General features: G+C 33.4%; 14 protein-coding genes and 2 pseudogenes. 3 read left to right on the top strand and 13 right to left on the bottom strand.

Annotated features, from left to right (window positions below):
* The 7 genes from BM157_RS05920 to BM157_RS12975 all read right to left on the bottom strand — a co-directional run bounded on the left by BM157_RS05920 (nucleotide 1) and on the right by BM157_RS12975 (nucleotide 3,666).
* The gene (locus tag BM157_RS05920) at nucleotides 1-456 is read right to left on the bottom strand and encodes a VanZ family protein (protein ID WP_070101494.1); all 456 of its coding nucleotides are present in this window, start codon (nucleotides 454-456) and stop codon (nucleotides 1-3) included.
* An 89-nt stretch (nucleotides 457-545) separates the two neighbouring features.
* Nucleotides 546-698: a hypothetical protein gene (locus BM157_RS12980; protein WP_022502334.1), complete on the bottom strand. Its 153-nt coding sequence runs from the start codon at nucleotides 696-698 to the stop codon at nucleotides 546-548.
* A gap of 44 nt (nucleotides 699-742) precedes the next feature.
* Nucleotides 743-1,426 (bottom strand): orotate phosphoribosyltransferase, encoded by a 684-nt coding sequence (pyrE, locus tag BM157_RS05915; RefSeq protein ID WP_022502335.1) that lies wholly within the window; start codon nucleotides 1,424-1,426, stop codon nucleotides 743-745.
* 175 nt (nucleotides 1,427-1,601) lie between these two features.
* On the bottom strand, nucleotides 1,602-2,411 hold the full coding sequence (locus BM157_RS05910) for a cysteine peptidase family C39 domain-containing protein (RefSeq protein WP_318255833.1): 810 nt from the start codon (nucleotides 2,409-2,411) through the stop codon (nucleotides 1,602-1,604).
* 265 nt (nucleotides 2,412-2,676) lie between these two features.
* Nucleotides 2,677-2,871, bottom strand: a complete 195-nt coding sequence (locus tag BM157_RS05905; protein WP_022501534.1) for a hypothetical protein — start codon at nucleotides 2,869-2,871, stop codon at nucleotides 2,677-2,679.
* A 148-nt stretch (nucleotides 2,872-3,019) separates the two neighbouring features.
* Nucleotides 3,020-3,286: a hypothetical protein gene (locus tag BM157_RS05900; RefSeq protein ID WP_022501535.1), complete on the bottom strand. Its 267-nt coding sequence runs from the start codon at nucleotides 3,284-3,286 to the stop codon at nucleotides 3,020-3,022.
* Between the two features lie 245 nt (nucleotides 3,287-3,531).
* On the bottom strand, nucleotides 3,532-3,666 hold the full coding sequence (locus BM157_RS12975) for a hypothetical protein (RefSeq protein ID WP_022501536.1): 135 nt from the start codon (nucleotides 3,664-3,666) through the stop codon (nucleotides 3,532-3,534).
* A 792-nt stretch (nucleotides 3,667-4,458) separates the two neighbouring features.
* On the opposite strand from BM157_RS12975, the gene BM157_RS12970 reads away from it, so the two are divergent.
* Nucleotides 4,459-5,106, top strand: a complete 648-nt coding sequence (locus BM157_RS12970) for a GHKL domain-containing protein (protein ID WP_055176284.1) — start codon at nucleotides 4,459-4,461, stop codon at nucleotides 5,104-5,106.
* Nucleotides 5,107-5,147: 41 nt separating this feature from the next.
* Here the strand turns inward: BM157_RS12970 and BM157_RS05890 are convergent, their stop codons facing one another.
* The gene (locus BM157_RS05890; RefSeq protein WP_022501538.1) at nucleotides 5,148-5,906 is read right to left on the bottom strand and encodes a LytR/AlgR family response regulator transcription factor; all 759 of its coding nucleotides are present in this window, start codon (nucleotides 5,904-5,906) and stop codon (nucleotides 5,148-5,150) included.
* 128 nt (nucleotides 5,907-6,034) lie between these two features.
* On the opposite strand from BM157_RS05890, the pseudogene eno reads away from it, so the two are divergent.
* Nucleotides 6,035-6,478: pseudogene (gene eno, locus BM157_RS12965) on the top strand (phosphopyruvate hydratase); the annotation flags it as partial.
* Between the two features lie 3 nt (nucleotides 6,479-6,481).
* A pseudogene (locus BM157_RS05880) lies at nucleotides 6,482-6,571 on the top strand (hypothetical protein); the annotation flags it as partial.
* 108 nt (nucleotides 6,572-6,679) lie between these two features.
* Here the strand turns inward: BM157_RS05880 and BM157_RS05875 are convergent.
* The 5 genes from BM157_RS05875 to BM157_RS05855 all read right to left on the bottom strand — a co-directional run bounded on the left by BM157_RS05875 (nucleotide 6,680) and on the right by BM157_RS05855 (nucleotide 13,173).
* On the bottom strand, nucleotides 6,680-7,447 hold the full coding sequence (locus BM157_RS05875; protein WP_022501540.1) for a Uma2 family endonuclease: 768 nt from the start codon (nucleotides 7,445-7,447) through the stop codon (nucleotides 6,680-6,682).
* Between the two features lie 213 nt (nucleotides 7,448-7,660).
* Nucleotides 7,661-9,040 (bottom strand): MATE family efflux transporter, encoded by a 1,380-nt coding sequence (locus tag BM157_RS05870; protein ID WP_022501541.1) that lies wholly within the window; start codon nucleotides 9,038-9,040, stop codon nucleotides 7,661-7,663.
* A 198-nt stretch (nucleotides 9,041-9,238) separates the two neighbouring features.
* Nucleotides 9,239-10,606 carry a sensor histidine kinase gene (locus BM157_RS05865; RefSeq protein ID WP_022501542.1) on the bottom strand — a complete coding sequence of 456 codons (1,368 nt, stop codon included), beginning with the start codon at nucleotides 10,604-10,606 and terminating at the stop codon, nucleotides 9,239-9,241.
* Nucleotides 10,606-11,289 carry a response regulator transcription factor gene (locus BM157_RS05860; RefSeq protein WP_318255832.1) on the bottom strand — a complete coding sequence of 228 codons (684 nt, stop codon included), beginning with the start codon at nucleotides 11,287-11,289 and terminating at the stop codon, nucleotides 10,606-10,608. Before BM157_RS05860 ends, BM157_RS05865 begins: the two co-directional genes overlap by 1 nt.
* Nucleotides 11,290-11,379: 90 nt before the next feature.
* Nucleotides 11,380-13,173 carry a Na/Pi cotransporter family protein gene (locus BM157_RS05855; protein WP_090140295.1) on the bottom strand — a complete coding sequence of 598 codons (1,794 nt, stop codon included), beginning with the start codon at nucleotides 13,171-13,173 and terminating at the stop codon, nucleotides 11,380-11,382.
* Nucleotides 13,174-13,295: the final 122 nt, after the last annotated feature.

The raw sequence follows: 13,295 nt of genomic DNA, 5'->3' as shown, positions 1-13,295 counted from the left end.
TTAATCCTCTCTTCTAATAATTTTGTACCAGACTGCATATATGATGTATCCTGTCAGTCCTCCCAGACAATTTAATATCAAATCATCTACATCGCAACTTCCAACCATAGTTATAAGCTGTGTAAGCTCTATTGCCAAAGAAAGACTAAATGAATATAAAGTTGTTGCTATTAATTTAATTCTTCTGTGAGATAGCACTGGAAGAAATATTCCAAAAGGAATAAACGCAACAACATTTCCTATAATATTAAGTCTTGCTATTCTTCCAAGTGAATCATTATCTAATATATATTTCCAGAACCTTTTTATTTCTTTAAAAGGTTCCAGATTGTATATATGTCTTGTCTGCGATGTCCTTCCCATTGACTCAGCAAAGAATACAACGTATATAAGCAGACACATATATATAACAAAAATTATCCATTTCATAACATTATGAAACTTCTGCTTATTCATAATCTCTCTCCACACAATATAATATGCCTGACATACCATTGCAACACTCTGTTAAAGCATTGCAATAATATATCAGGCAGTATATACATTTAAAATAATATATCTGATTTATGTGCAAGAAGTCTTGCTCCATTAACTATCATCATAACACCAGCGCCGATACCAAAAGCGATTGTTACAATTCCAAACACAAGATTTGATACGCCAACTGACTTCATTTTTTTATATAATTTTTCTTCCACAACAATCCTCCATTCCTGCTGGCTTGATAAACCAAACTGACTAATTAATTACGCACCCCATACTGTTCATAATAAGTATCTATGGCTGCCTTTAACTTATCGTCAATGACAACTCTGCCTTCACATTCTTTATTATAAAGATGTTCTACAACGTCTGCCATTGAAACAATTGCACTTGTCTCAAAGCCATATCTTTCCTTAATCTCATCTAACGCGCTCACCTTGCCGCCAAGACCTACTTCCATACGGTTAAGTGATACCATAAGACCGATAATTGTAACATCAGCTGCTCCTCTTACCTTAGGAACTGTCTCTTCCATTGACTTACCTGATGTTGTAACATCTTCTATCATAATAACTCTGTCGCCATCTTTTAACTTGCTTCCAAGGAAACTTCCCTTATCTGCACCATGGTCCTTCTCTTCCTTACGGTCTGAACAATAACGCACTTCCTTACCATAAAGCTTAGCATAAGCAACGGCTGTAACTACGCTGATTGGAATTCCCTTATATGCTGGTCCAAAAAGAACATCAAAATCATCACCATATGTCTCGTGAATTGCCTTAGCATAATACTCGCCAAGACGCATAAGCTGTGTACCTGTTACATATGCACCTGCATTCATAAAAAATGGGGACTTTCTTCCACTCTTTAATGTGAAATCTCCAAACTTTAACACATCACTCTCAACCATAAAATCTATAAATTCCTGCTTGTATGCTTCCATTGTATCTAAAACCTCCTGTATATGCGGCTTCGCACTGTTATTGTTATATTGGGTCTATTCTAACATAAAACTTTATTGGTTTCAATGTGTATTTGCATTATCAACAGGCTCTGCGTTGCTTGGTGAAAATTATTTTAAATCTGTAAAATATTACAGACCATTTGTTTGTTTTGTGTTATTCTCCTACTTTTCTTGTTCCAAAAAAATTCATCGGAAGTTCCAAAACGTGTCTGTAATATCCTAATAATAATGCTATATCAAGTTTCTGACTTAAATATAATAGAAGGTGTGTTCTAAAAGCATTTAAAATAACTTTAAAAATATTCAATACAATTATTCCAATTGACAATGTTGTGAGTGTTTTCATCAAGCTGTCTGGTAAAATATCATCTACTAAAACTTTAAAATAAAATGCTGCTAATATGCCTAATATTGTATATATAAGTGAAGCTATAAATATATGAATTATCAATTTTTTCTGTGGTAATAATAAATGTATAAATCTCTGAAATAAACCTTTAGTTTCATCTCCTGTTTGAAAACTTTCTGATTTCACAAGAAGTATTAGTACTCCACTCCACTGATATTTTGGTGGTTTTCCCTCCTTATGAACATCTCCAAAGAACTCCTCTGGTGTAAGTCTTACAATGCCTGCTCCTGGATCAGCAATAACAACTTGTTTTTTTGTTATTTTATGTATAACTACATAGTGCAATAAATTGCCATCCATTATTACATGTGCAATGCAAGGTAATGGAAACTCTGAAAAAAATGCTTCTTTATCTCCTTTTACACCTTTAGCACTAAAACCTAATGTTTCTGCGGCTTTTATTATTCCATAGACATTCGTTCCTTGCTTATCTGTTCCGGCAACTTCACGAATTCTGGTAATTCCAATTTTATAATCATTTTGCTTGCAAATTGTTGCAAGACAGGCTGCCCCACAGTCTGTTATGTCGTGTTGTTTTACACAATAATATCTCATTTGTCTAGCACTCCAATCGCTGATACAATTTAAACCTTAATTGGTAATATTCATCAGTAAACATTTTATCAAAACCTATTTTTCTATAAATATATATGCAACTATTTAATCAAATTCAAGTTTTTATTTTTTTAATAAATAAACATTAACCACAAATAATACTAATATAATTAATATTATAAGAATTCTATTATAATCTACTAACAACATAATACTAAGCACGCCACAAAATGCATTTATACTACTCAAGCAATATTTGTATCTTTTATTCATTTTTATTATCCTCTAACCATAAATCTATATGTCCACATTCTTCACATAAATATGCATTTATTCCTTTTTCAGATTTTTTATCATACTTATTTTTCTTAATCTCATTAACAACTTTTATCTTCCAAATCTGATTTGCTATAAGAGCCATTTTAACCATTTGTTGACTTTGACAGTTTGTACATCTCATTTAAAGTATCCTCCATATAATTACTTTATATATATGCAATAAATTTAAAATACAATACTGTGGGTTGTTTTGATAATTAATCAAATAACAATTTTTACAATCCACAGTATTGCAAAAAATTTAATAACTAATTAGATATAACTTAATATTATCCAAATAATCCTTTCCAAAGCTGTCCTACTGAATAGCTTCCTGCTCCCCATACAGCTCCTCCAAGAGCTCCAACTCCTACAGCAGGCCAAAATGTTCCTCCTGTGCATACCGCTGTGACTCCTCCTGCCGCTGCACCTCCTACACAATTACCTGCTGTTGAAGCTCCAAAATCACTCCAACTCCAACTCCATTCTCCTCCATCAAGTAACAGAATTTCATTTACACTCATTTCACATAACCCATTGCTCATTGTTAATTCCATTTTAATAAATCTCCTTTGTTATATATTTTTTACACTTATATAAAAAGTGATAATCTCTACCTAGGTACTTTTTATAAGCATTAACCATTAAAAAATTTGATATTTTGCGCAATTTATCAAAATTTCCCTTTATATATAAAACAGTTTGCTTTTTGCAAATCTGATTTATAACTATCTTACAAATTCTTTAGACTTATACCCCTATATGTATCTATAAATGGGATTATAATTTTTAAGAACTATTTTTACTTCATTCCAAACAAATCTAACAATACATCATAAACATTTTTCCAATATGTTACTTTTCCTTTTGAACTTCCACCAACTATGTTTATTTGTTCCAATTCTGACATTTCTTTTAATTGTTTTTTATAATTCATATATATCATCTCCTTTCTCAGCAAACATATCACTTCTATATTTCTAATGCAATAAACATGTGCTATTTGGTATTTAAACTGTGCTATTTGGTAAAAATTGACTTAATTTTTATATTCTGTATAATAATATTGTTACTACAGGGGGGATTTATGAATTTTTACAATATATTTTTTGACACAATTGAGAATTTCTTTGATTTTCTAATTATTGATTTGTTTATTAAAAATCACGGTTATAAATCATATTATAAACACATACTCAGACCTATTTTTTTAACATTTAGAATATTCTATGCAATAATAACTTTTCCTAACTGGTTCGTATATATATTAAATATTATTATACTTGCCTATATTTTAGTAAGCTGCAACGGAGCACTTATCAAACGCCTCATTACTGCCATTAAATATTTTATGTATGATTATATTTCCACATTTATAATTATATTACTGCATGCATTATTTTTTAGAGATTTATTGCAAATTGCTTCAAATCAACTTTACACACATTATAATTCGACTTCTGGTATTATCATTTCTTATATCATAGCCTGTATATATTTTAATACTAAAAAAATCAAATCATTAAACACAGCAAAACCCTACATATTTCTATATGATTTTATATCAATTGCAACTATCATCACTTTATCAATAGCACCTATTCTCACTGAACCAACAATACTTAATTCACAGATGCTTATTCCTATGTTTTTTATATTAATCGCACTAATAATCATATTTTGTCTTACTACTTATAGTAGAATCGCAATTACTCTTGAAGAAAATGCTATGAATAAAATTCAAATTGAAAAAGCTGCTATGGAATCTGAATATAATTCTCAGATTGACGATAAATTACAACAGCTCCACACATTAAGACACGATATGAAAAATCACCTTCTTATTATTGACAGTTTGTCTGCTGATGGTAAAAATAAACAAATTCACGATTACATACATAAGATAACTGATGAACTTAACCAGACTCAGACTATATCTTCCACTTCATCTACCATATCAGCACTTCTTAACTCTAAAAAGCTCATATGTGATGATAATAAAATAGCATTTGATACACAGTTAGATTTTAACAACATCTATATAAATGACTTTACTCTCATAACAGTGCTTGGAAATATATTAGATAATGCTATAACTGCCGCTTCAAAACTCGATAACGGATATATTAATCTTGCTATTAAACAGGCAGATACATATCTGGCAATACATTGTGAAAATAATCACCACGAAAAAATCAAAAAAAGAGAAGGTCGCTTTATCTCAAGCAAACCTTCTTCTGTCTCTAAGGCTAATCCTTTGCACGGATTAGGTCTTATTAGTGTTACGAATAATGTTAATAAATACGGTGGCACAATTGATATTAACTACAATGATACTACCTTCATTGTTGATATACTTATTCCTAATTACAGATAATAGTATTTAATTATTATCTGTAATTAACAATAGTGTTATCTCTACATTTTTCTTTCTTCAAGCAGCTTTCTTATTTTACTCATATGCCTATTCTTCACTTCTTTATAATGACTTCTGCTTAGTGGCACTTCAACGCCATCCCCAAGACATACCACATTTTCTTTAACTTCTTTTATTGCATCAAAATTGACTATATACCCTTGATGCACATATATAAATATATTTTGATCTAACTTACTACAAATCTTCTTTAATGTTTCATAACACGTTATCTCTGCATCTGTACAATGTAAAACGCATTGATTTCTTCGTTTTTCAATATACTGTATAGTCCTTACGTCTACTATTCGGGTATTTCTCGAAACAGGAACCTCTATGTATCGTTCCTCTGCTTCCTTATAATCAAATGTATATTGCACCAATACAACAGCTCTTGACAGCACTCTTTTCAATTCAGCATATGCAACTGGTTTTACAACATATGCTAATGCTTCAACACCATAAGCTTGTATTGCGTATTTATCAAAACTCGTCACAAAACATATTATTACATCTTGTGTAATTTTACGTATCTGCCTTGCTATATCTACTCCATTAATTTCTGGCATTTCAACATCAAGAAATATAATATCATACTTTAAATCATCATTTTCTATATCCTTCAACAATGCCATTCCTGAATTATATGATGTTATATTAATATTTATTTCAGATTCTTCCGAATATACCTCTATATATTTAACAATTCTGTCTATATGCACTTGTTCATCATCGCATACTGCTATCTCTACTGTTTTCATACTAATCCTCATTTCTTTATTTATAAATAAAATGTATCACAATGACTATACACTTTCAATTGAGATGTGTTATTTGGTATTTAATCAGTGCTATTCAGAATAAATTCTGTATCTAAACACCCATATGAACTGTTGGTCGTGGTACTGCTCCGTCTGGTGCTTCAACTGGTGAATTTGAGGCTCTTGAGTTAAGGGATGGTGATAAGTCAAGATATTTAGGCAAAGGAGTTACAAAGGCTGTTGATAATATTAATACAATTATCAATGATACACTTGTAGGTCTTGATGCGTCTGATATATATGCTGTTGATGCTGCTATAATAAAAGCTGACGGAACTAAGGATAAATCTAAGCTTGGTGCTAATGCAATACTTGCTGTATCAATCGCCTGCTGTAGAGCTGCAAGCATTGCTCTTGATATTCCTCTTTATAAATTCTTAGGTGGAATTTCAGGCAACAGACTTCCAGTTCCTATGATGAACATTATTAATGGTGGCTGTCACGCTTTATCATCTGGACTTGATGTTCAGGAATTTATGATTATGCCTGTTGGTGCACCTTCTCGTTCAGAACGTGTTGCTAAGTATAACCAGTTACTTAGAATTGAAGAAGAACTCGGTGACTCAGCCGTATATCCTGGAATTAAAGCATTTAATGTTCATTAATTAAATGTATACATAACAATAAGCTGTAAGTGCTAAGAGGATTGGCACTTACAGCTTATATTTTTATTTCTCTCGAATTCTATCGGCACTTTTTTATCGGCACTTTCCTTATTCCATCCCTTCCTCAAGCCACTTAGCAATATTAGAAAAGTCTATAGCAAGGTCACCACCATAGATATTCACTGGAACCGGCTTGTCAAATCCATATATAACAGGATAGTTGTCACCTTCAAAATAATATACAAGTATCTTCGCCTGCACGAAATCCACTATCCAATATTCACGGACACCAGCTTCCATATACTTTGACAGCTTAAGGGCATAGTCCCTTTTCTTAGTAGATGGAGATATTACTTCAAGAACAAAATCCGGTGCTCCATATATTCCAAATCTCTTAATCTTGGAAGTGTCACATATTATGCCAACATCTGGCTCAACCATTGTCTTATTATCGCAGTCAAGCTGTACATCTACCGGTGCAATAAATGGACGGCAGCTTCCGTTATGCTCCATAATATAATTAGCAATCTGACGGTGTATTTCTCCTGCAATTGACTGATGTCCAAATGTAGGCGACAGCATTGTATAGAAATATCCATCAATTAACTCAACTCTCTGATCCTCTGGTAAGGCATAATAATCATCAAGCGTATAACTTCCATTCCTGTCAGTCTTATAAGAAGCAGCAGCCTCGCACACTACAGATTGCTCTGTAAAAATCTGTTCAAGTGCCAGAAGCGTATCATAGCGTGGACTTTCTGTTTCTCCAGAAAATATCTTCTGTATTGTCCCTAATGGCACTCCCGATAACTCAGCCATCTGTGCATATGTGTAGCCTTTTTCTTTCTTCTTATCCCTCATCTCCTGAATAGTCATATACAGCACCTCCGTATAATAGGTCTAATGTCTATAAGTTACTTTAATTAAAGTATAGGAGGTGAATTTCCATTTGTCAACCGGTATTATATATAATTTTAACCGTTAATATAATAAAATTTCCATTTTTTAACCGTTTATCTTTATTAATTTACCATTTAATCTTTTAACAATTTTATCATTGTATTAAATGCCCATTCCATATGCTATATACTATATAACCTTCTTAATCCACTTACCGCTAAAGTATCTGCTTACAAAGACTATTCCTCTTACTGTCCAGTCTGCGAACATACCATACCACACTGCCATTGGTCCCATATTGAATACCTTAACAAGACCAATACACAATGCAACCCTGCAACACCACATAGTTGTCATTGATGTTATCATTGAGAACTTTACATCTCCTGCCGCTCTCATTCCGTATGCTGGAACGAATGAGAATACCCACGCAATTGGCTTATATATTGTTATCGCACCAACCATCTCTATACACATTCTTGCACTGTCTGTCTCCATTCCACCAAGAACCGTTATAGGACGTACAAGTGCATACACGATAATACAAGATACAATAATTCCTATCTCTGCTATTCCGCACAATTTGACTATGTAATACTTGGCTTCTTCTTTTCTTCCTGCTCCAAGACACTGTCCTACAACAGTCATAAGGCATATACCAACACCTATTCCAAAGACACCATTAACATTTTCTAATATATTAGTCATAGCCTGTGCCGCAATAGCCGCTGTTCCCATAGTTGATACTGTTGACTGGATTGCAAGCTTACCGAACTGGAACATACTGTTCTCAATTCCTGACGGAACACCTATCGCAAGTATCGAGCCTATAAGCTTATAATCAGGTCTTATCTTATGATATTCTGATACTACTATATCTATCTTTGGCTTGGATAATGCAATAAATATAACAACCATACAGAACACTCTTGATACAAGTGTTGATATAGCTGCACCTGCAACTCCCATATTAAATACGAACATAAGAAGTGCATTTCCACATACATTTATTACGTTAGAGATTACTGATACCATCATAGGATATCTTGAATTACCACACGATCTGAATATCGCTGAGCCTGCACTAAACAACGCAAGAAATGGATAACTTAACGCTGTATACAGAAAGTATGTTACTGCATTGCTCATAACCTCAGGTTCTACCTTACCAAATATAAAACTTAAAAGAGGTCTTCTTAATATAAGTCCTGCTATTGTTATGACAACTGCTATTGTGGCAACTGTAAGCACAACCTGTCTTGCCGCCTTATTAGCACCCTCACGGTCTTTCATTCCTATATAATGTGAACATATAATTGCCGCACCTGTAGCCATAGCAGAAAATAACTGTACGATAAGGTTATTAACCGAGTCAACAAGCGATACACCCGATATTGCCTGGCTTCCAAGGTTACTTACCATCATAGTATCCACCATACCCATAAATGAGTTAAGCAGCTGTTCGACAACTATTGGTATAAGAAGTGCAAACAGTGCTTTATTGTGAAACATCAGATTATCCTTATCAATATCAAATAATTTCTTTTTATCTGCTAATAATTTACTCATAAAAATTGACGCTCCATTTCTTAACTAACTTACCTCGTATAAGATAATCAATTAATAAGCGAACGTCAACCTTTATTTACATATTTAACTGCAATATTTACATACTTTAACTACAATATTTGTATATTTAATTATATAATGATGCCGGGGTCAAAAGCCCCGACTTTGATACCTACTAATATCAAATCAGTATACTGCCTATACTGTCATATTATCAGCAAATACAACTCTTATAGTAGTTCCCTTTCCTAATTCACTTTCAAGCTCTATATGTGCATTATGGTGTTTGGCTACTATATGCTTTACAATCGCAAGCCCAAGTCCTGTACCACCAGTAGATTTTGACCTGCTCTTATCAACTCTGTAAAATCTTTCAAATATCCTGTCCTGATGTTCCTTAGGTATTCCTATACCGTTATCCGCTACTTCAAGAACATTTTCAGTCACACCATTATTCTGTCTTGTATACACAGATACCTTAACCTTTCCACCCGGATTATTGTAACGTATCGCATTATCACACAGGTTATATATAAGCTCCTCAAGCATCTGCTTATCAGCAGTAATATTAACATCACTTCCTGTAACATCAATAATAATGCTGTGCTTCTGTGCACTTATCTCAAGCATCTGCACCGTTGACCTGGCTGTTTCATACAGATTAACTGTCTCGAATATTTCTTCTGTCGATATGGCATCAAGCTCTGATATCCTTATAATATCATTGATAAGCGAGAGAAGTCTTTGTGAGCTTTTATGTATTTCACCTGCAAATCTCTTGGCATCATCACCTGCCGCCATACCACTTTCAATAAGCTCAGAATAGCCTGATATTGATGTCAGCGGTGTCTTTAATTCGTGCGAAACATTTGCCGTGAATTCCTGCCTCATATTGGCATTGCGCATAATATCCTCGTGTTGCCTTTTAATAGTTGTAACAAATGGAACAAGCTCCTTATATACTTTAACCGACTCCGAAGCATCCATATTATTGGCAAGATACTCAATCGGCTCAACAATGCTTTTTGTCAGAAAATGTGAACTTATCATACAGATTATAAAGAGAATTACACATAACACAATTATAACAGGGAGCATACTTGTCATAATACTCGTCATACTGCTTACTTCCCTTGAAACTCTTAGCACATATCCATTATCAAGTGCAACTGCATAATAATAAGAATTCTTATTAAGTGTTACGGACCTTCTTATGTCACATCCATAACCATTCCGTCTAGCCGCAACAACCTCAGGACGTTCGTTATGATTTTCCATTTTATCAATATCAACAAGTGTATCGACTACCGCATAACCCTGTGAATTAATAAATGTTATTCTAAGATTTCCATCGTAATTATCAATTACCTTCTGTTCAACTATATTGTCAGGGTCTGTTACCATTCCCCAGGCATCTGCACCAATAAACACATCTATGTAATTGTGCATATCTTCAAGCACTTCATGCTTTAGTACATTGTAGAACACAGTACACGCTATAGATACAGATGCCACAATAGTAACAAGTGCCATTATCATATACAAAAGATTAATTCTTTTTTTCATTATCTGGCCTCATCATCCATAAAATATCCTACATTACGGACAGTCTTTATATAATTACCAGCCGCACCAAGCTTATGTCTTAATGTCTTGATATGAACATCAAGAGTTCTTGACTCGCCCTCGTAATCTGTACTCCATATTCTGTCCATTATATTATCCCTTGTCAAGACAATTCCACGGTTAAGTGCAAGATATTTTAATAATTCATACTCTTTATAAGTAAGCTCAACAGGTTTATCATCGACATATGCAACTCGTTTTTCATCATCAATAAAAAGACTTCCAATTCCTATAAGCTTCTCTTCATCAGAACTTCCTGTCCTTCTAAGAAGTGCTTTAACTCTTGATATTAATTCCATAATTCCAAATGGTTTGGTTATATAATCATCTGCTCCAAGGTCAAGTCCTTTAACTTTATCAAGCTCTGTTGTCTTAGCTGTAACCATTATAACAGGAACTCTTCTTGTCTCTGGAGTCTGTCTTATCTTTCTTAATATCTCTAATCCATCTTCATCTGGAAGCATAACATCAAGAAGTATCATATCTGGTATTCTGTCTCTCATAAGCTTATGGAATTCTTTGCCGCTTGCACACTCAACAACTGTATGCCCTGCATTCTTTAAAGCAAAGCTTTCAATCTCGCTTATATTTTTATCATCTTCAACAACATATACATATGCCATAATATCCTCGATTTCTGCGACAGATTTCAGCATATTAATACATTTTATCTTTAAAAAATTATACAAAATGTATCCGCTGATATCTACGCTTTACACAAATTTTCTAGTTTCTGGAAGTCTGTATTTTTCCTTGTATTCTTTATATTCTCTTGCAAACTGCTGGTTATCCCTGTTCTTCATTGCATCAAGATATTCGTGTGTATCAAAATTTTCCTTATCTGACTGGATAACATCTACTGCTATATTAGAACAATGGTCTGACACTCTCTCAAGATTATTAAGAATATCTGAATGTGCAAATCCCAGTTCAATAGTACATTTTCCTTCTCTTAATCTTCTTATATGTCTAGCTTTAAGCTCAACTGTTAATGTATCAATAAGTTCTTCTAATGGTTCAACTTTATCTGCTTCTTTAATATTATTAGTCTTAAAGGAATCAAAGGATATATCTACAACCTCTCTTACTGCCGAACATAATATATCTAACTCCGTCTTAGCTTTAGGTGAGAATTCCATCTGCTTATTATGCAATTCTCTTGCAGAGTCGCACAGATTACAGGCGTGGTCTGATATTCTTTCAAAATCGCCTATGCTGTGAAGCATCATATTAAGTGTCTCTGAGTCATCTTTATTAAGTATCTTGGTACTTATCTTCATAATATATGTACCAAGCTCATCTTCATATTTATCAACCCTGCTCTCAAGCTCACCAACATACAATGCCTTATTCTCATCATAATTACCGATAAGTCCAAGTGCTGTAAATAATGACTCCCTTGATATATCAGCCATATTGCCTATAACTGTCTTACAATGTTCAACTGCAAGGCTTGGTGACTCAAGAAATCTGTCATCTAAAAGCGCAAATTCATTAACACTCTGTCTTTCCATAAGTGCCTTTTCCTCATCATCAACCCTTATAGTCATATATGCGAGCTTCTCAAGCACATTTCTTAACGGAATAAGAAGTGCAGTTGTAATAATATTAAAGGTTGTATGTATTACCGCAATTCCCATCTCATTAGCTGTATCATTCAGAAATGAAAAATGTACAAACATATTAACTGTATAGAAAACCGTCATAAATACAACTGTACCTATAACATTAAAGTACAGATGAACTATAGCTGCTCTTTTACCATTCTTGCTTGCACCAATACTTGATAACATAGCTGTTGCACAAGTACCGATATTCTGTCCCATTATTATAGGAAGAACAGTTGCATAGCTTAATATTCCTGTAGAACATAATGCCTGTAATATACCAACTGAAGCTGATGAACTCTGTATTATTGCTGTAAATACAAGTCCTGCAATCATACCAAGTATTGGGTTTTTAAATGTTGTTAATAAAGCCTGAAACTGTGGAACTTCGGCAAGCGGCTCTACAGATGAACTCATAGCTTCCATACCATACATAAGAAGTGCAAATCCAATAAATATCTTAGCCGGATTTTTAAATTTGTCTTTCTTTAGGAATACAAGCATCACAACACCAATAACTGCAAGGATTGGTGAAAATGATGTTGGTTTCAACATTCTTATAAAAAAATTATCACTCTCAATACCAGTAAGGCTTAATATCCATGAAGTTATGGTAGTACCTATGTTAGCACCCATTATAATGCCAATTGCCTGTCTTAACTTCATAATACCTGAATTAACAAAACCTACAACCATAACGGTCGTCGCTGATGATGACTGTATAACTGCTGTAACACCAGCTCCTAAAAGAACAGCCTTTATCGGGTTAGAAGTAAGCTTTTCAAGTATATTCTCTAACTTTCCTCCTGATGCTCCCGTTAAGCCTTCACCTAATAAATCCATTCCATAGAGGAATATCGCCAATCCTCCAAGTAATGCTAATACACCAAATATATCCATTTTTCCTCCAAAATTTCTTATAGACTTTACTTTTTGTTTACATTTTGGAGTGTAAAACAGTTATATGAAGCTTATATGAACCTTATGTAAATTCAATGTAAAATGTAAAATTAATGTTAAAT

Source organism: [Lactobacillus] rogosae, from assembly GCA_900112995.1.
Classification (GTDB): Bacteria; Bacillota; Clostridia; order Lachnospirales; family Lachnospiraceae; genus Lachnospira; species Lachnospira rogosae.
The sequence above is the reverse complement of the archived record's forward strand: the minus strand, read 5'-3'. Positions and strand labels throughout refer to the sequence as shown.